This window comes from Streptomyces poriferorum, from assembly GCF_019399235.1.
Classification (GTDB): Bacteria; Actinomycetota; Actinomycetes; order Streptomycetales; family Streptomycetaceae; genus Streptomyces; species Streptomyces poriferorum.
Map to the genome: position 1 here is coordinate 1 of NZ_JAELVH010000126.1, position 18,725 is coordinate 18,725.

The window sequence follows — 18,725 nt, forward strand, 5'->3', positions numbered from 1 at the left end:
TCGGCGGCGGCGTGCAGGGCTGCGCCGTCCTCGGCGAGCAGCGCCTTGTTGGCGGAGACGACGCTCGCGCCGTGCTCGAAGGCGGTGGTGATGAGCGTGCGGGCCGGCTCGATACCCCCGATGACCTCGATGACGACGTCGATGTCGCCCCGTTTGACCAGGGCGGTCGCATCGGTGGTGATCAGCGCGGGGTCGATGCCCTCGCGGACCTTGGAGGGCCGGCGCACGGCGACGCCGGCGAGCTCCACCGGTGCGCCGATGCGCGCGGCGAGGTCGTCGGCGTGCGTCGTCATGATGCGGGCCACCTCTGAGCCGACCACTCCACAGCCCAGCAGCGCCACCTTCAGCGGACGCGTACGCATCATCCGACCTCGTTTCCTTTACATCTGATGTGTGAACCAGTCTCACTCACCGGACGGGCGTTTCCGCCACCCGTCCGGATCCTGAGATGTTTAGCGGGTTCCGGGGGTGTCCCCCCGGAAATAAAGCATCAGCCGACGTCGAGACGCAGAAGATCTTCCTCCGTTTCGCGCCGGACGATGACCCGGGCCTGTCCGTCGCGCACGGCGACGACGGGCGGGCGCAGGGAATGGTTGTAGTTGCTCGCCATGGCGCGGCAGTACGCACCGGTCGCGGGGACCGCGATCAGGTCGCCGGGGGCCAGGTCGGACGGCAGGAACGCGTCCTTGACCACGATGTCACCGCTCTCGCAGTGCTTGCCGACGACCCGCACGAGCATCGGTTCGGCGTCCGAGGTGCGCGAGACGAGGGCGACGCTGTACTCGGCGTCGTACAGCGCGGTGCGGATGTTGTCCGACATGCCGCCGTCGACGCTGACGTACGTACGCAGCCCCTCCAGGGGCTTGATGGTGCCGACCTCGTACAGCGTGAAGGCCGTGGGCCCGACGATAGCGGGCCCGGAAGTCGGACTCGTCGAGGAAGTAGGCCGGGGTGCCGAACTCCTCGGCCAGCCGGGCGACTCCGATCCCGCCGACGGTCAGGGCACCGTGCTCGTCCCGGGTGACCGTGCGGGCCCAGACCTTCTCGTCCAGGGCGTTGAGGTCCTCGGCGGGCGCGGTGTAGTGGCCCTCCGTCATGACGTCGGCGTGACGGGGCCCGGCGGGGTGTGCGGATCGGCTCATCGTGATGCTCTCTCGGGTCTCTCAGAGGTGTCGGGGTGCGCTGATACCGAGCAGGGACAGGCCACCGGCCAGCACCGTCCCGGCGGCCTCGGCGAGGGCGAGCCGGGAACGGTGGGCGGCCGAGGGTTTCTCGTCCCCGACGGGAAGCGGTGAGGCAACGTCGTGGAAGTCGAGGAGGGCGCGTGCGACCGCTTCGAGGTGCCGGGCCAGCCGGTCGGGAGCGCGGTGGCGTGCGGCGGCGAGCAGCGCGGCGGGGTGGTCGGCGAGGAGGGCGAGCAGCGCGTCCGCCTCGGCGCCTGCGATGCCGGGGGCCTCCTGGCCGGGGACGCTCGTGAAACCGAAGAGTGCGGCACCGTGGGTCAGCGCGTGGACGCGGGAGTGTGCGTAGCGGACCAGGAACAGCGCGTTGCCCTCGCCCTGGACGAGGAGGTCGTCGCCGAGGGGCGCCCGGTCGTGCCCGGCGGGCCGCAGCAGACCCCAGCGGGTCGCGTCGGGCCCGAGCCGGCGGAGCAGCTCCCCCGCGGTGGCGCCGGCGGGGACGGGCCGTATCTCCGTGGCGGACGGGTCCTCGCCGTCGCCGACGATCCCCAGCCGCGCCCAGTCCGGGTCGGGCGCCCCGTCGCAGCCGATGTGTACGCGCGCGCCCTGCGCCCGTGCGAGCCTGCCCACCGCGTCGGCGGTGACGGCGGCCCGGACCTCGCTCGCGTGGCTGAATCGCAGCAGGTCCCCGGCGAGCGCGTCGCCGTGCCCGTACCGCGGCCCCTGCTCGCGCACCCGGGACATCAGCGCCCCGTACGCGTCGGCGGAGCCGTCGAGCGTGAAGTTCAGGAATCCGGGCCCGGTGATCTCGACCCGCCCGATGCCGGGCGCCCCGGCGACCCGTTCCCGCAGGATCTCGGCCACTTCCCGCGCGGACAGGGCGGCGGGCCCGGCCAGCTGGAGCGCGACGGCACTGGCGTAGTCACCGCGTCCGCCGGGCCGTGTCCTCTCCACCCGCACGCGCGCGGGCACGGGCGCGTGCAAGGCGTTCTCGTCGACCGCGCGGCGCACGGCGCGCAGCACGGTCAGGGAGAGATCGGCGGGGGTCACGGGACAAGCGTATGGGAGGAAGGGGGGCCTTTCGCCAACGCGTTTCGCCATCCGGTCAGCCGGCGGCACTCTCCGCCCGTCCGGCCCCCTGCCTGCCGTCGAGCACCGGCGGCCGCCCGCGCTCCATCAACTGCCGTACGACCCGCACCAGCTCGCTCGGCTCGAAGGGCTTCGCCAGGAACGCGTCGACTCCCGCCGCGACACCGTTGTCCACCTCGTACGGCGTGCCCGCGCTGATGATCGCCACGGGCAGATGCCGGGTGCGTGGGTCGGAGCGCAGCCTGGTGGCCGTCTGGAGACCGTCCAGCCGGGGCATCACGACGTCGAGCGTGATCACGTCGGGACTGACCCGATGCACCAGATCCAGACACTCGACACCATCGGCCGCGGTCACGACCTCGAAGCCCTCCAGCTCGAGATTGACCCTGATCAACTGCCGGATGACCTTGTTGTCGTCGACAACAAGCACGCGGCCGCATGCCCCTGACACTCTTCGAGAGTAGGCGGGGCGGAGCGGCTGCGTCCGGGTTTTGCCCACTTCCGCCCCCGGACGGGTGGGGCGGGGGGTGGCCGGATGTGCGTGCGAGTGCGGAGGATGCATGTGCGCCGAGGCATGCAAAAAGGCTCTGGTCAGCATTTCTGCTGGCCAGAGCCTTGATTCCGGAAGTGCCCCCGGCAGGATTCGAACCTGCGCACCCGGCTCCGGAGGCCGATGCTCTATCCCCTGAGCTACGGGGGCGTATCGCTGTGTTGCTCGGCGACGGGTGAAACACTACCAGCTTCCACGGGGTGTCCGTGAACAGGTATTTCCGCGTCGCGGCGATGTGCCCGGGCACCCCGGGCACATCGCCGCGTACCGCGTCAGCTCACCGGCAGCCCCGGTGCCGGATACCCGTCCATCAGGTCCTTCACCTCGGCGCGCACCGTCGTGACGACGGACTCGTCGCCGGTGCGGGCGGCGTCGGTCACGCGGGCGATCCAGGCCGCGACCGTGGCCATCTCCGAGGCGGGGATGCCCCGTGACGTCAGGGCGGGGGTGCCGATGCGGATGCCCGAGGGGTCGAAGGGTTTGCGGGGGTCGTAGGGGACGGTGTTGTAGTTGACGACGATGCCGGCGCGGTCCAGGGCCTTGGCCGCGGTCTTGCCGGGGACCTCCTTGTTCGTGAGGTCGATCAGGAGGAGGTGGTTGTCCGTACCTCCCGAGACGAGGTCGAAGCCGCGGGCCGCCAGTTCCTCGCCCAGGGTGCGGGCGTTGGTCACCACGTCGTGGGCGTAGGTACGGAAGGCCGGCGCGGCGGCTTCGCGCAGGGCGGCGCCGATGGCCGCCGTGGTCTGGTTGTGCGGGCCGCCCTGGAGGCCGGGGAAGACGGCGCGGTCGAGGGCGCGGGCGTGTTCGGCCCGGCTCAGCAGCATCGCGCCGCGCGGGCCGCGCAGGGTCTTGTGGGTGGTGGTGGACACCACGTCCACGTGCGGGGCCGGGGAGGGGTGCGCGCCGCCGGCGATCAGGCCCGCGATGTGGGCGATGTCCGCGACGAGGACCGCGCCCACCTCGCGGGCGATCTCGGCGAAGCCGGCGAAGTCGATCTCGCGGGGGACGGCCGTGCCGCCGCAGAAGATCAGCTTGGGCCGCTCGGCGAGGGCCAGGTCGCGGACCTCGTCCAGGTCGACGCGGCCGGTGTCGCGCCGCACTCCGTACTGGACACCGTTGAACCAGGTGCCGGTGGCCGAGACGCCCCAGCCGTGGGTGAGGTGGCCGCCCATCGGGAGCGACATGCCGAGCACGGTGTCCCCGGGCTTGAGGAAGGCCAGGTAGACGGCGAGGTTGGCCGGGGAGCCGGAGTAGGGCTGGACGTTGGCGTGGTCCATGCCGAAGAGCGCCTTGGCCCGTTCGACGGTGAGGGTCTCGACCTGGTCGATGATCTGCTGGCCCTCGTAGTACCGCTTGCCGGGGTAGCCCTCGGAGTACTTGTTCTGGAGGACGGTGCCGGATGCTTCGAGCACGGCCGCGGAGACGTAGTTCTCACTGGGGATCAGGCGGAGGGTGTCGGCCTGGAGTTGTTCCTCGGCGGCCACCAGTGCGGCGAGTTCGGGATCGGCTGCCGCCAGGGCGGGGTGGCGGGGGTGCGAGGGTACGGATGCGGTCACGGGATCCTCCCGGGTCGGCCGCTCGCTGCGGCATGGACCCGGATGCCCAGGCGGACGGCTCTCCGGAGATGACGCCCCGGGCGGGCCCGGGGTGTGCCGCTCCCTCGTGGTCGATTCCACTGAGCACCCCGGCAGGGGCGCGCGCCAGTCGCAGCGATTCGTACCCTACTCGGCGGCGGGGTCATGGGCCCGGAATTGCCTCGGCCCGGGGAGGCGGCCGTGGTGACAGGCGCCCGCATCATTCGGATCTATCGGGAGCCACCGGGCGGCAAGGCCCCATCCTCGGCCAATCGGCGCGAACTCCCCTGCACGAAGAAGCCTTTGGCTCATTCTTGGTCATTGCATGCCCCCTACATGAGGTGTTCCTCGCCAGAGTGGCGCATTGCATGCGCACAACATTCGGCACATGCGCCACACGCGAGACCCAGATCGCAGGGGGTTGTTTTGAGAATCAGCCGCACCCGACGACGCGCCGCGCTGAGCATGGCGGCGACGCTGCCACTGCTCGCCGGAGCGCTCACCCTCGGGATAACCGACGCCAGCGCGGATTCCGCGACGGGTGGCCGGGACGCGCTGCAGGGCACCAAGCCGGCCTGGGCCACCGCCACGGCCGATCAGGGGGCCACGGCCGACAGCGGAAAGGTCGCCGTCCGGGTCCACCTGGCCGGACGGGACGCGAAGGGGCTTGCGGCCTACGCGGCCGCCGTGTCCGACCCGCAGTCGCCGTCGTACGGGAAGTATCTGAGCGCCGCACAGGCGCAGGCGCGGTTCGGGGCCACCCAGGACCAGATCGACCGGGTCAGCCAGTGGCTGGAGGCCAGCGGGCTGACCGTCACCGGCGCCAACCAGCACTACGTCTCGGCCACCGGTGAAGTGGGGCAGACCGAGAAGGCGTTCAGCACTCAGCTGCGCAACTACCGCAAGGGAAGCCGCACCTACCGTGCCCCCGCCTCCACCGCCTCCGTGCCCGCCGCGCTGAGCGACGCCGTGCTCGCCGTCTCCGGTCTGGACAACGCGCCGCACAAGTCGAGTCACGACGAGGTGCTGCCGCCGCCGGACGCGGTGTTCCGCAACTCCGGACCGTCCTCCTCGTACTTCGGGTCGAAGACCGCCTCCACCCTGCCGAGCGCCTACGGGGCCAAGGTGCCGTACGCCGTCAAGGGGTACACCGGCAAGCAACTGCGCTCCGCGTACGGGGCCGGCGGCTACACGGGCCAGGGGGTCACCGTCGCCATCACGGACGCGTACGCCTCCCCCACCATCGCGAAGGACGCCGCCCAGTACGCGAAGCGCAACGGCGACGCGCCCTACCGCCGCGGTCAGTTCAGCCAGGTGCTGCCGGACGACTACACGAAGACCGAGGAGTGCGGCGCGTCCGGCTGGTACGGCGAGGAGACCCTCGACGTCGAGGCCGTGCACGCCGTCGCGCCCGCCGCGGACATCGTGTACGTGGGCGGCGCGTCCTGCTACGACAACGACCTGCTGGACTCGCTGAACAAGGTCGTCGACCACCGCCTCGCGGACATCGTGTCCAACTCGTGGGGCGACGTCGAGGCCAACCAGACGCCCGACCTGGCGCTCGCCTACGACCAGGTGTTCAAGATGGGCGCGGTCGAGGGCATCGGCTTCTACTTCTCCTCGGGCGACGACGGCGACAACGTCGACTCGACCGGCACCAAGCAGATCGACGTCCCGTCGAACTCCGCCTGGGTGACCTCGGTCGGCGGTACGTCACTGGCCGTCGGCAAGCACGACGCGTACCAGTGGGAGACCGGCTGGGGCACGCTGAACGCCCCGCTGGCGGCGGACGGCAGGAGCTGGGCCGGGTTCCCCGGGGCGTACACCTCCGGCGCGGGCGGCGGCACCAGCTCCACGGTGAAGCAGCCGTCCTACCAGCGCGGCATCGTGCCGGACTCGCTGGCGAAGGCGAACGGGACGACCCGGATGCGGACGGCCCCGGACATCGCGGCCGTCGCCGACCCGAACACCGGCTTCCTGGTGGGCCAGACGCAGACGCTGCCGGACGGATCGCTGGGCTACGACGAGTACCGCATCGGCGGTACGTCGCTGGCGGCGCCGGTCATCGCCGGTGTCCAGGCCCTGGCGCAGCAGGCGCAGCACGGGCGCCCGATCGGTTTCGCCAACCCGGCGATCTACGCCCGCTACCACTCGAAGGCGTACCACGACGTGACGGACCACCCGCTGGGTGCCGGCCGTGATCTCGCGGTCGCCCGGGTGGACTTCATCAACGGCTACGACGCGGCGGACGGGCTGCGGACCTCGGTGCGGAGCCTCGGCAAGGACGCCTCGCTGTCGGCGGTGCGTGGGTACGACGACGTGACGGGAGTCGGCACGCCGGCCTCCGGCTATGTGAGCTCGTACCGCAGGCGCTGAACCTGCGGGGCGGGATGTGAGCCGGCCGTCGCGGGGGTGATCCCCCGCGGCGGCCGGCTTGTCATGCGGAGGCCCGTTTGCGGGTGGCCGTCTTCGTGCCGCTCTGCTTCTTGGCCGCCGTCTTCTTGGACGTCGTGCTCTTGGACGTGCCGGACTTGGACGCACCGGCCTTGGACGCGGTCTTCTTCGCGCCGGACCCGCTGCTGGACGCGCTCTTCTTCGCCGCCGGTCTGCCGCTGCTCGCCGTGGACTTCTTCGCCCCCGAGGACTTGGGCGAGGACGCGGACTTCCGGGACCCGCTGGAGGAGGAGCGCGACACCGACTTGCCCATGGGTGTCCGGTGCGTGGTGGAGGCCGAGGGCTTGCGGTCGGCGAGCGAGGTGACCGACGCCTTCTCCTCCTTCGCCCCGCTCCCCTCGCCCCCGTCCTCGCCGCGGGCCTCCTTCGCCGCCCGGACGCTGCTCTCCAGGGCCGCGAGAAGGTCGATGACCTTGCCGCCACCGGCGCCGCCGGTCTCGGGCTGCTCCAGGGTCTCGCCGGAGGCCTTGGCCGCGATGAGTTCCTCGACCGCCTCGCGGTAGTCGTCGTGCAGCGAGTCCATGTCGACCTCGCCGAGCGTGTCCATCAGCGCGTCCGCCAGGTCGAGCTCGGCGTCGCGGACCGACACGTCGCTCTCCGGGGCGACCCCTTCGGGGGCGCGGATCTCGTCCGGCCAGAGCAGTCCGTGCATCGCGATCACGTCGTCGACCACCCGCAGCATCCCCAGGCGCTCCCGCCCGCGCAGCGCGTACTTGGCGAGGGCCACCTTCTGGCTCCGCTTGAGCGCCTCGCGCAGCAGGGTGTACGGCTTGGCGGCCGGCACCCCGTTGGCGGACAGGTAGTACGCCGCGTCCATCTGGAGCGGGTCGATGGAGTCGGCCGGCACGAAGGCGACGATCTCGATCGTCTTGGCGGTGGGCAGCGGAAGCGAGCCGAGGTCCTCGTCGGTGATCGGGATCATCGAGCCGTCCGCGTCCTCGTACGCCTTGCCGATGTCGGAGGCGGTCACCTCCTCGCCGTCCAGCTCACACACCTTGCGGTAGCGGATGCGGCCGCCGTCGGCGGCGTGGATCTGGCGGAAGGAGATCGAGTGGTTCTCGGTGGCGTTGACCAGCTTGATCGGGATGCTGACCAGCCCGAAGGAGATGGCGCCGTTCCAGATGGACCTCACCGGTCACCCCTTACGTGCGTTACATCCGTATAGATCAGTATTTCATGTGATTCTTATCGTATGACGCCGATCACCGTGGTGGAGGGGCGGCGGGTGCCGCTCAGCAACCTGGACAAGGTGCTGTATCCGGCCACCGGCACCACCAAGGGCGAGGTGCTGCACTACTACGCGGCCACTGCGGCCGAGTTCCTGCTGGCGCATCTGCGGGACCGGCCCCTTTCCTTCCTGCGCTATCCGGACGGGCCGGACGGGCAGTTGTTCTTCACCAAGAACCCGCCGCCCGGTACGCCGTCCTGGGTACACACCGCCCCGGTGCCGCACCACGAGAAGGAGCAGGCCCGCCAGGTCGTCGTCCAGGACCTCGCCTCGCTGATGTGGGCGGCCAATCTGGTGGTGGAGTTCCACACCCCGCAGTGGCGGGCCGAGGCGCCGGGGACGGCGGACCGGATGGTGTTCGATCTGGACCCGGGCGCGCCCGCGACGGTCGTGGAGTGCTGCACGGTCGCCCTCTGGCTGCGGGAGCGACTGGCGGCCGACGGGCTGGAGGCGTACGGGAAGACGTCCGGGTCCAAGGGGCTGCATCTGCTCGTACCGGTGGAGCCCACCGCCTCCGAGCGGGTGTCGGCGTACGCGAAGACGCTCGCCGTCGAGGCGGAGAAGGAGCTTCCGGATCTGGTGGTGCACCGGATGAGGCGGGCACTGCGGCCGGGCAAGGTGTTCGTCGACTTCAGCCAGAACGCGGCGGCGAAGACGACGGCCACCCCGTACACACTGCGGGCGCGGGCCGAGCCGGCCGTCTCCGCGCCGGTCACCTGGGCGGAGATCGAGGCGTGCCGCAGGCCCGGGGCGCTGGTCTTCCTGGCCGGTGCCATGGCGGAGCGGCTGGACCGGTACGGCGATCTGCTCGCGCCGCTCACCGAGCCGGACCGGGGGCGGCCGATTCCGGACACTCCGTAGGGCTCCGGTGGCCGGGACATACCGCATCGGCGCAGGTGTTGTCATGTTCAAGCGCAAAAGGCGGCATGGGGCGGGTGGATTGTCCGAGCGGTGGTGCACACTCTGCGCAAGACACTGCTTCGTGGGAAACCGTGGGGAGGCGATGGCGTGTTCGCGGGGATCGACGAGGTCGACTGGGCCTCGATGGAGCATGCCTACGGGCCTGCCGACGACGTGCCGGCCCTGCTGCGGGGCCTGGCGTCCGCCGACCCGTCGGAGCGCGAGGCAGCACTGGACGGCATGTACGGGGCGGTCCACCACCAGGGTGACGTCTACGCCTGCACGCTCGCCTGCATTCCCTTCCTCTTCGAGCTGGTCGTCGATCCGCTGGTCCCGGACCGCGGCGGCATCGTCGAGCTGCTGACCAGCATCGGCGGCATCGACGTCGACGAGGAGGACATCGACGAGGCCGAGGACGAGGACGACGCGGAGGGCGCGGCGAACTACGCGATGGCGGCTGCGGCCGTCAGCGCGGGCGCCGGGGTCTTCTTCGCGCTGATGGCCGACGAGGATCCGGGGGTACGGGTCTCCGCCCCGCTGGCGCTGGCCACCCTGCACGGCAGTCCGGCCCGGGTCCTGACCCTGCTGCGCGAGCGGCTGACGCTCGAACCGGACGACGAGGTGCGGCTCGCCCTGGTGGAGGCCGCGGGGCGGGTCGCGCTGCGCCACGGACCGCTGGCCGGCCGGATCGCCGACTGGCTGAGCCGGCTGGCCGCCGAGGCGAATGGGCCGGGCCTGCGGCTGGCGGCCCTGGCCCAGCTGGCGCGGTGCGCACCCGAGGCGTTGCCGGGCGATGTGGTGCGGGTGGTGGCGGGTCTGCTGCGGCAGCTGCGCTCGGCCCCCGGGGTGCCGGAGGTCTCCGAGGCGGGGTCCCGGGTTCTCGGGGCACCGGCGGATCCCGCCTGCGCCGAGGCCGCGCCGGTCACCCTGGTCGGGCAGTTGCGGGCGCCGGCGGCCGACGACGGGGCCGGGCGCGCGGCGCCCTGGACGGCCGCTCTGCTGCGCACTCTGCACGTCGGTCTCGACGACCGGGTCGCCGACCGGACGGCGCTGCTGACCGATCAGCTGTGCAGCCCCGACCCGGGCCAGCGCATCGACGCCGTCCGGATGAGCAGCGGACTGATCAGGGCCTGGCGCGGTTCCTACGGGGAGCTCGTCCGGCTCGTGGGCGACCAGCTCGTCTCGGACGAGCCGAGACTGGCCGAGGCCGCCTCGCACGTCCTGGAGGAGCTCTTCGGCCTGGCCGCGCCCGCGGGCGACGCGCTGGCGGGCCGGGTCGCGGCCGATCCGGGTGCCTGGGTGAAGGAGTGGGCGAGCGGGCCGCCGGGGCTCGGCAGCGCGGTGAAGGCCCTGGCCCGGCTGGGCGACGCGCGCGCGCTGCCCGCGCTGGCGGCGGCGCTGGAACGGCCCGAGGTGCCGCACGACGTGGGGTTCGCCATCGGCTGTCTGGGGCCGGCCGCCGCGCCACTGGCCGGGGTGCTGCGCCGCAGGCTCGGCGAGGTCGGGCTGGACGAGGAGGCGTACGACCGGGCGAGCCCGCTGCTGGCCGGGCTGACCGCGCTCCGGGCCGGCGAGGCGGCGCCCGAGGTGCTGCGGATCCTGCGCGGGGCGCCGGAGTACCGGGGCGAGTGGCTGCGTACGGCGGCACTGCGGGCACTCGGCTCGTTCGGGCCCGCGGCGCACTGCGCGGTCCCGGAGCTGCGGGCGCTGATCCGGCGCGCCGGGACGGCGGGGGCCACGGAGGCGGCCGAGGCGCTCTGGGCCGTCGACGGGGACGCGGGGGCGGTGCTGCCGGTCCTGATCGAGGGGCTCCAGGCGGAGCACGCGCGCGAGCGGCGGGCGGCGGCGAGCGCGCTGGGCCGGCTCGGCGCACACGCGGCGGTGACCGCGCCGCGGCTGCGGGGGCTGCTGCTGCACGAGGAGCTGTGGCTGCGGGTGGACGCGGCGATCGCGCTGTGGGAGGTTTCCGGACGGGCCGAGGAGTCCGTTCCGGTACTCCTCGCGGCCTGGGAGAAGAACCGTCATGTCAGGGTTCGGGTGGCCGAATGCCTGGCGCGGGCGGGGGCTGCTGGTGCAGGGTCGGAGGCGGCGCACGTGCTGCGCGCCGAACTCGCCTCCGTACGCCGTCACAACGCGATGGACGGCGGATACGGCAGCCACGACACGTACGAGGACGAAAAGCTGCTGGCGCTCTGCCGCCGGGCGCTCCTGGGGAATTCGGGGAAGGGACCCACGACATGATCATTTTCGGTACGCGAGGCTATCTCTACCAGCTGGCGGTCCTGACGCTGGTCTGCGGCTGGTGCGGGAATCCGGCGGCGCACACGCTGCGCAAGCGGGTGACGAAGTTCACGCTGTTCTTCGTGCCGCTGTTCCCCTTCTCGACGAAGTACGCGACCCAGTGCACGTTCTGCGGCGGGGAGCAGCAGATCCCCAAGGAGCAGGCCGATCAGCTGCTGGCCCAGCACGTGGCCGCGCAGGGCGGCAACCCCTTCGGCCAGTCCCCGCAGCAGCCGGGTCACGCTCCGGGCTCGCAGGGACAGGCGCAGGGCCAGAACCCCTATCAGCAGTAAATACGCATAAGGAACTTCCTTCCGAATAAGGTCTACGGAGCCGGGACCGTGCGCGATCACGCGTGGTCCGGCCCGGCCGTCGGAACGGGAGGAAGACATGCGTCCGCAGCACCGGACGGGGCGAGGCACGGCTGCCGTCGTCTCGGCGCTCACGGGCGCCGCCCTGCTGGCCGGATGCGGCACCGGCGGCGAGCTGAAGAGCGCCGGACGGCCCCCGGCCGCCATCGGCCCCGCCCGCCTCTGGCCGGAGCTGCCGCCCGCCTCCGCCGCCCCGTACGACTACGGCGAGGGTGAGACCGCCCACATCCCCGGGATCGCCGTCCCGGGAGGCGATGTGCGCCGGCTGGACCCGGTGGCGGTGGTGCAGGCGGGGCTGAACGCCCGTCCGGACCGCTCCAGCGGCACGGACGCGCTCCCGGCCGCGGCCGTACGGCAGATCAACGCCTGCCGGATCGCCCCCGCTTCCTGCCCGGTACTGAAGCCGTACTACCGCGATCTGACGGGCGACGGCCGGGACGAGATGATCCTCGGCATCCGCCTGGCCGCCCGCCAGCTCTCCGTACGCGTCTACATGCCGGAGCCGAGCGGGCTCACCCGGATCATGTCGACCTCCGACGCCGTGATCAGCGTGGAGCTGGCGGGCCGGGCCCTGGTCATGCGGGCCCCTTCGGCCATCACCGGGTACGAGTACCGCACGGCCTGGTCCTGGGACGACCGGCAGCGCGCCATGCTGCCGACCCAGGAGGAGATCCTGCGGATGGCTCCGCGGGCCGATCCGGACCGGCGCCGCACCCCGAGCGCGCGGCCCTCCGCCCTGCCGACCGCCGACGCGACCCTGAGCCCCGGCACGGCCGCACCCTCCTCGGCGCCCTCGCCGGGCGTGACCGCGGAGCGCCGGTGAGAGGCCCGCGGACCGGCGCGAGCCGGGTCCGCCGTCCCGGGCGGCGGCTGCGGCTGCCCGCCTGGACCGCGACGCTCACCTGGAAGTCCGCCCTCTTCATCACCGTGATGTGCTGCGTCCTCGCCGCCCTGCTGGGCGTGCTGGTGCACACCGCGGTCACCCGGCAGACGGTCGGCCACGCCCGGGAGAAGGCCCTCGCCCGGCTGGAGACCGCCACCGCCGCCTACGAGACGGGCGGGGCGCTGCCGCCGCGTTCCGGGCTCGATCCGCCGGGGCTGCCCGCCTCGTTGCGCGCCCTGGCGGTGGAGGACGGGAAACGCGGCACCATGGTCGCCGACCATCTCGGCCGCCCCACGATGTGGGCGGCCGCCCCGGCGGACGGGCGGGCCCTGGCGACGCAGGTCGACTACAGCCAGAGCGCCCGCACGATCAACGGCCTGGACGGGGCGATCCTCGGCTCCGCGCTGCTGGCGATCGGCGCCACCCTGCTCGTCGGCGCGTTCTCCGTCACCCGGGTCACCCGGCGGCTGCACCAGACCGCGCGGGTGGCCCGGCGGATCGGCGCGGGCGACCTGGACGCCCGGGTCAACGACCCCCGCACGGCCGACCCCTCGCGCCGCCCGGACGAGGTCGCCATCGTCGCCGGAGCGCTGGACACGATGGCCTCGGCGCTCCAGCGCAAGCTCGTGGCCGAACAGCGCTTCACCGCCGATGTCGCGCACGAGCTGCGCACCCCGCTGACCGGCCTGTCGGCGGCCGCCGAGCTGCTGCCGCCGGGCCGCCCTTCGGAGCTGGTGCAGGACCGGGTCCGGGCGATGCGCGCGCTGACGGAGGACCTGCTGGAGATCTCCCGGCTCGACGCCCGTACCGAACACGTCGACCTCGATGTGCACGAACTGGCGCCGCTCGCCGAGCGGGTGGCCCGCGCCTCGGGTCGCGGCACCGAGGTCAGGGTCGTCGGGGACGGGCCGCCGGTGCGGGTCGAGACGGACAGGCGGCGCCTGGAGCGGGTGCTCGGCAATCTGATCGGCAACGCGCACCGGCACGGCCGCCCGCCGGTGGTGCTGACGGTCGACGGACCGGTGGTGACCGTACGCGACCACGGCGGGGGCTTCCCGGACTATCTGATCGCGGGCGGCCCGCAGCGCTTCCGCACGGAGGGCGACACCAAGGGCCACGGCCTCGGTCTGACCATCGCCGTCGGGCAGGCGGAGGTGATGGGCGCCGAGCTGGTCCTGGAGAACGCGCCGGACGGCGGAGCGCTGGCCCGGCTGACACTGCCGGAGTACGTACGCCTGGACGACGGCGACGAGGACCCGCCGCGCTCCCCCGCCGGCGCCTGACGGCCGCACAGCACCCGGACCCCACACCCCTTCCATGAGGACATAAGGGAAATAACACCCACCTCTTGCTACGTTGCGTGGCATGACCGCAACGACGGCGGACGCACCCCCGCCCGAGCTGCGCCTGCCCAAGCGGCGCGGCGTAGAACTCTCGCTCCTCATCGGGGCCGTCCTCATCTCCGTCTACGGCTACGCCGCCGTCGGTCTGGCCCACGACGACGCGGTCCCGCCCGACGTCGCCGGATACGGCGGCGGACTCGGCCTGCTCGCGCTCCTCGCCCATCTCGCCGTCCGCTTCCGCGCCCCGTACGCCGATCCGCTGCTGCTGCCCATCGCCGTGCTGCTCAACGGCATGGGCCTCGTACTGATCTACCGGCTCGACCTGGAGACGCCGAAGGACCAGGCGGCGCCCACCCAGCTGATCTGGTCCACGCTCGGCGTCGCGTTCTTCATCGCGGTGGTGGTGTTCCTGCGTGACCATCGCGTCCTCCAGCGCTACGCGTACCTCTCGGTCGCCGCCGCCCTCGTCCTGATGATCGTGCCGATCTTCTTCCCCGCCGTGAACGGTGCCAAGATCTGGATCAGGGTCGGCGGATTCTCCTTCCAGCCGGGCGAGTTCGCCAAGATCCTGCTCGCCGTGTTCTTCGCCGCCTACCTCGCGGCGAACCACAACGCCCTCGCGTACACCGGCCGCAGGATCTGGAAGCTCCAGCTCCCCACCGGCCGGGTGCTCGGTCCGATCGTGGCGATCTGGCTGATCAGCGTCGGCGTCCTCGTCCTGGAACGCGATCTGGGCACCTCGCTGCTGTTCTTCGGCCTGTTCGTGATCCTGCTGTACGTGGCGACCGGCCGGACCGGGTGGATCGCGGTCGGGCTGCTGCTGGCCGCGGTCGGCGCGTTCGCCGTCGGCTCCTTCGAACCGCATGTGCACAGCCGGGTGCAGGACTGGCTCGACCCGTTCGCCTCCATCGACGCCGGCCGGGGCCCGGGGCAGCTCGCCCAGTCCCTGTTCGCCTTCGCCGCGGGCGGGATGCTCGGCACCGGGCTGGGGCTCGGCCACTCCATCCTCATCGGCTTCGCCGCCAAGTCCGACTTCATCCTGGCGACGGCCGGCGAGGAGCTCGGCCTGACCGGGCTGACCGCGCTCTTCATGCTGTACGCGCTGCTGGTGGCGCGCGGCTACCGGGCCGGGCTCGCCCTGCGCGACGCCTTCGGGCGGCTGCTGGCGATCGGCCTCGCCTCGATCCTGGCGCTCCAGGTGTTCGTGATCGCGGGCGGCGTGATGGGGCTGATCCCGCTGACCGGTATGGCGATGCCGTTCCTCGCGCAGGGCGGCTCTTCGGTGGTCACCAACTGGATCATCGTGGCGCTGCTGATCCGGGTCAGCGACGTGGCCCGCAGACCGCACCCCGACGAGGTGGAGACCGGAGTCGTCGCACCGGTACCGGAGAACGAACGGTGATCCCGCACCCGCCGACCGCCCTGGGGGCCCGGACATGATCCGCTACATCCGCCACGCCGCCGCGTTCTGTCTGCTGCTGCTCGTGGCACTCCTGGTGAACGCCGCCCGCGTCCAGGTCTTCGAGGCCGACGCTCTCGACGACAACCCCGCCAACCGCCGTACCACCATCGACCGTTACGACCGGCCGCGCGGCAACATCCTGGTCGGCGGCCGGTCCGTCACCGGCTCGAAGGACACCGGCGAGCAGCTCGCGTACGAACGCACCTACCGCGACGGCCCGCTGTACGCGCCGGTGACGGGCTACGCCTCGCAGACGTACGGCACCACCCTGATCGAGAACGCCGAGGACGCGGTCCTCTCCGGCACCGACCCCATGCTCGCGCCGCTCCCGTTCTGGAACGAGATCACCCGCGACCGGCAGCCGGGCGGTGATGTCGTCACCACGGTCAACGACTCGATGCAGCGCGCCGCGTACGAGGGACTCGGCGGCCGACGGGGCGCGGTCGCGGCCGTCGAGCCGACGACCGGCAGGATCCTGGCCCTGGTCTCGACGCCGTCGTACGACCCCGAGCGGCTCTCCGGCACCGGCTCGTCCGTCACCGACGCCTGGCGCGAGCTCAACGCGTCCACGAGTCAGCCGATGCTCAACCGGGCGATCCGGCAGACGTATCCGCCCGGCTCCACGTTCAAGATCGTGACGGCCGCGGCGGCACTGGACGCGGAGGTCGTCACCGATCCGGACGCCGCGACCGACACCCCGTCCCCCTACGTCCTGCCGGGCACCTCGACCACGCTGCCCAACGAGGCCAGGGGCTGTGAGCAGGCGTCGCTGGCCGAGGCGATCCGGGTCTCCTGCAACACCGTGATGGCGCACCTCGGGGTGGAGGTCGGCCTGGACGGCATGGTGGAGGCGGCCGAGAAGTTCGGGTTCAACGACTCCGGGCTGAAGATCCCGTCCGGGGTGGCGAGGAGCAACTTCGACACGGACATGAGCGACGACCAGCTGGCCCAGTCCGCGATCGGCCAGTTCAACACGACGGCCACCCCGCTCCAGATGGCGATGGTGGCCTCCGCCGTGGCCAACGGCGGCGACCTCATGTATCCGCACCTGGTGGACCGTACGACCACGCACAGCGGCTCCACCGTCCACACCACCGGATCGCGTTCGTCCCACCGGGCGATGAACCCGATGACGGCGATGCGGCTGCGTCAGATGATGACCGACGTGGTGCAGGACGGCACCGGCACCAATGCGGCGATCGACGGCGCCACGGTCGGCGGCAAGACCGGCACGGCCCAGCACGGGGTCGACAACTCCGGTCTGCCCTATGCCTGGTTCATCGCCTGGGCGCAGGCGGAGGGGTCCGCCAGGCCCGCGGTCGCCGTCGCCGTGGTCGTCGAGGACGCCTCCGCCGACCGGGCCGACATCAGCGGCGGCGGCAACGCCGCGCCGATCGCCCGTTCCGTGATGGAGGCGGCCCTGGAAGACTGAGCCGATGACGGCTTTCCGGGAGCTCTCCGCGACGCTGACCACGATCGAGCGGGAGGACCCGCGGCTCCGCGCGTTCCTCGACGTGTGGCGCGACGAGGCGCTCGCCCGGCTGCCGGAGGCGGCCCGGCTCCCCCTCGTCGGAATGCCGTTCGCGGTGAAGGGCCGGGCCGGGATCCGCTCGTACGCCGCGCGGCGGCTGATCGCGGCCGGCGGTGTCCCGGTCGGCTCGACGTCCGTACCGGGCCCCGGCACGCACTGGAAGACCTGGGGCCTCGGCACCCACGGACGCACCGTCAACCCGTGGCGGCCGGACCGGACACCGGGCGGCTCCTCGGCGGGCTCGGCGGTGGCGGTCGCGGCGGGTCTCGTGCCCCTGGCGACCGGCAGCGACGGGGCGGGGTCGGTGCGCATCCCGGCCGCGTGGTGCGGGGTGTTCGGGCTGAAGACGACCAACGGGCTGCTGCCTTCCCCCGACCGGTCCGGCCTCGCCTCCGCCGGGGTCCTGACCCGGACGGCCGCGGACGCGCAGACGTATCTGCGCTGCGTCCTGGACGGCTACGAACCGGCCGCGGCCGAGCTGCCCCTTACCGCCGCCCACAGCCCCGACCTGGGGTTCGCGGACGTCGACCCGGAGGTGGCGGCCGTGGTGCGGGGCGCGGTACGGCGGCTGGTCGCGGCGGGCGTGGTGCGGCTCGCGGACGGCGGCTGCGCGCTGCTGGACCCGGGGGCGGCGTGGCAGGCCGTACGGGACGGGAGGACGGAGCCGCGCCCAGACGAAACCCGACGCGAGAACGACCGCAGACTGGATGCCTTCTTCGCGGGCACGCCGCTGCTCCTCACCCCCGTCACCCCCAACCGCCCGCACGGCCACGACGGTCCGGGCGGACTCTTGTCCACCTCGCTGACCTGGGCGTTCAACCTGAGCGGGCATCCGGCGGCGAGCGTGCCCGCCGGATTCACCCCGGACGGCTGCCCGGTCGGGCTCCAACTGGTCGCGCGGCGGGGCGCGGACGCCCAACTGCTCGCCATGGCCCGCGCGGTGGAGGAGGCGCTGGGTCCCGTACGGCTGTAGAGGGCCGACGGGACCGGATCCGGGTCAGCCGGCTTCGGTCGCCGCTATCGGCTTGCGCGACTCGGCCCTGACCTTGGCGGTGTCCAGGGCGGCCTTGTCGAGGTCGACCTCCGCCGGGTCCTGGAGCGCGGTCTCGGCGGTGATGACGGCGACGAAGGACGCGGTGTTGTCGTCACCCCAGGCGCACATGGGCAGGGTGCTGGTGACGCCGCCCTCCTTCGACCGGACGACCTGGCAGGACACCGTGATCCCGTATCCCCCGGGGGTGAACTCCCTGGCGGGTACGGCGATGGTCATGCCCTCGTTCTGCACCGCCCCCTCCAGGATCTTGTCCCGGGTGAACTCCGGTCCCTTGATCCGGCCCCACATCCCGGATATGACGAGGGTGCCGCCGCTCTCGGAGGTGTACTGGGTGACGACGGCCTTCGCGTCGCGGATGGTCGGGTCGTAGGTCCCCTCGATGTCCTTCCCGTCGGTCGACGAGGAGTCCTTGAGCAGCGTGTACTCGTCGTCCAGCAGCTTCTTCGGCACGGTCAGCCGGTACTCGGCCGCCGGGAACTCCCCGGCCGACGGGATACCGCCGGCCTTGTCGACCTCGTCCACCAGGCGCGAGACGCCGAAGGCGGCGCATCCGGCCACCACCAGGCCGCCGAGGGTGATCCCGACGATCAGTCCGGTCCTGTTCCGCCTCGGCGGCGGCATCCCGGGCCAGCCGGGCGCACCGGGGGCCGGAGCGCCCCACGGCTGGGGCGCCTGCGGATACCCGTAGGGCTGCTGCTGTCCCGGCACCGGCTGCTGAGCGTACGGATGATTCTGCTGGGGCTGCTGCGGGGGGCCGTACGGGCCCTGCGGCGCTCCGTACGGGCCCTGCGGGGGCTGGGGCGCTCCGTACGGGCCCTGCGGGGG

General features: G+C 72.5%; 14 protein-coding genes, 1 tRNA gene and 2 pseudogenes. 9 read left to right on the forward strand and 8 right to left on the reverse strand.

The window, feature by feature from the left end; all coding sequences use genetic code 11:
* The 6 genes and pseudogenes from JGS39_RS21835 to glyA all read right to left on the reverse strand — a co-directional run.
* Nucleotides 1-365: pseudogene (locus JGS39_RS21835) on the reverse strand (homoserine dehydrogenase); the annotation flags it as partial.
* 125 nt (nucleotides 366-490) lie between these two features.
* Nucleotides 491-1,142 (reverse strand): annotated as a pseudogene (locus JGS39_RS21840) (diaminopimelate decarboxylase family protein).
* Nucleotides 1,143-1,163: 21 nt separating this feature from the next.
* Complete coding sequence (gene nrtL / locus JGS39_RS21845; RefSeq protein WP_219570999.1) at nucleotides 1,164-2,231, reverse strand: ArgS-related anticodon-binding protein NrtL; 1,068 nt, start codon at nucleotides 2,229-2,231, stop codon at nucleotides 1,164-1,166.
* Nucleotides 2,232-2,286: 55 nt separating this feature from the next.
* Nucleotides 2,287-2,700: a response regulator gene (locus JGS39_RS21850; protein ID WP_219571001.1), complete on the reverse strand. Its 414-nt coding sequence runs from the start codon at nucleotides 2,698-2,700 to the stop codon at nucleotides 2,287-2,289.
* A gap of 198 nt (nucleotides 2,701-2,898) precedes the next feature.
* A tRNA-Arg gene (locus tag JGS39_RS21855) sits at nucleotides 2,899-2,970 on the reverse strand.
* A 122-nt stretch (nucleotides 2,971-3,092) separates the two neighbouring features.
* A complete protein-coding gene (gene glyA, locus JGS39_RS21860) occupies nucleotides 3,093-4,376 on the reverse strand; it encodes a serine hydroxymethyltransferase (RefSeq protein ID WP_219571003.1) in 1,284 nt (427 codons plus the stop codon).
* Nucleotides 4,377-4,859: 483 nt separating this feature from the next.
* Between glyA and JGS39_RS21865 the strand changes: the two genes are divergently transcribed.
* Nucleotides 4,860-6,770, forward strand: a complete 1,911-nt coding sequence (locus JGS39_RS21865) for a S53 family peptidase (protein WP_219571026.1) — start codon at nucleotides 4,860-4,862, stop codon at nucleotides 6,768-6,770.
* A gap of 61 nt (nucleotides 6,771-6,831) precedes the next feature.
* Here the strand turns inward: JGS39_RS21865 and ku are convergent, their stop codons facing one another.
* On the reverse strand, nucleotides 6,832-7,980 hold the full coding sequence (ku, locus tag JGS39_RS21870; RefSeq protein ID WP_219571005.1) for a non-homologous end joining protein Ku: 1,149 nt from the start codon (nucleotides 7,978-7,980) through the stop codon (nucleotides 6,832-6,834).
* Between the two features lie 60 nt (nucleotides 7,981-8,040).
* Here ku and ligD point away from each other — a divergent pair, with 60 nt between their 5' ends.
* From ligD to JGS39_RS21910, 8 genes are all read left to right on the forward strand, one after another.
* Nucleotides 8,041-8,937: a non-homologous end-joining DNA ligase gene (gene ligD, locus JGS39_RS21875; protein ID WP_219571010.1), complete on the forward strand. Its 897-nt coding sequence runs from the start codon at nucleotides 8,041-8,043 to the stop codon at nucleotides 8,935-8,937.
* A gap of 147 nt (nucleotides 8,938-9,084) precedes the next feature.
* Entirely contained in the window at nucleotides 9,085-11,217 is a 2,133-nt protein-coding gene (locus tag JGS39_RS21880) for a PBS lyase (RefSeq protein WP_219571012.1), read from the forward strand.
* Entirely contained in the window at nucleotides 11,214-11,549 is a 336-nt protein-coding gene (locus tag JGS39_RS21885) for a zinc ribbon domain-containing protein (protein ID WP_219571014.1), read from the forward strand. Before JGS39_RS21880 ends, JGS39_RS21885 begins: the two co-directional genes overlap by 4 nt.
* A gap of 97 nt (nucleotides 11,550-11,646) precedes the next feature.
* Nucleotides 11,647-12,450 carry a hypothetical protein gene (locus tag JGS39_RS21890; protein WP_219571016.1) on the forward strand — a complete coding sequence of 268 codons (804 nt, stop codon included), beginning with the start codon at nucleotides 11,647-11,649 and terminating at the stop codon, nucleotides 12,448-12,450.
* The gene (locus JGS39_RS21895) at nucleotides 12,447-13,793 is read left to right on the forward strand and encodes an ATP-binding protein (RefSeq protein WP_219571018.1); all 1,347 of its coding nucleotides are present in this window, start codon (nucleotides 12,447-12,449) and stop codon (nucleotides 13,791-13,793) included. Before JGS39_RS21890 ends, JGS39_RS21895 begins: the two co-directional genes overlap by 4 nt.
* Nucleotides 13,794-13,875: 82 nt before the next feature.
* A complete protein-coding gene (locus tag JGS39_RS21900; RefSeq protein WP_219571020.1) occupies nucleotides 13,876-15,255 on the forward strand; it encodes an FtsW/RodA/SpoVE family cell cycle protein in 1,380 nt (459 codons plus the stop codon).
* 34 nt (nucleotides 15,256-15,289) lie between these two features.
* Entirely contained in the window at nucleotides 15,290-16,747 is a 1,458-nt protein-coding gene (locus JGS39_RS21905; RefSeq protein WP_219571022.1) for a peptidoglycan D,D-transpeptidase FtsI family protein, read from the forward strand.
* A gap of 4 nt (nucleotides 16,748-16,751) precedes the next feature.
* Nucleotides 16,752-17,819 (forward strand): amidase, encoded by a 1,068-nt coding sequence (locus JGS39_RS21910; protein WP_219571024.1) that lies wholly within the window; start codon nucleotides 16,752-16,754, stop codon nucleotides 17,817-17,819.
* Between the two features lie 24 nt (nucleotides 17,820-17,843).
* Here the strand turns inward: JGS39_RS21910 and JGS39_RS21915 are convergent.
* On the reverse strand, nucleotides 17,844-18,725 hold an 882-nt coding region (locus tag JGS39_RS21915), incomplete at its 5' end, for a hypothetical protein (RefSeq protein WP_236065786.1).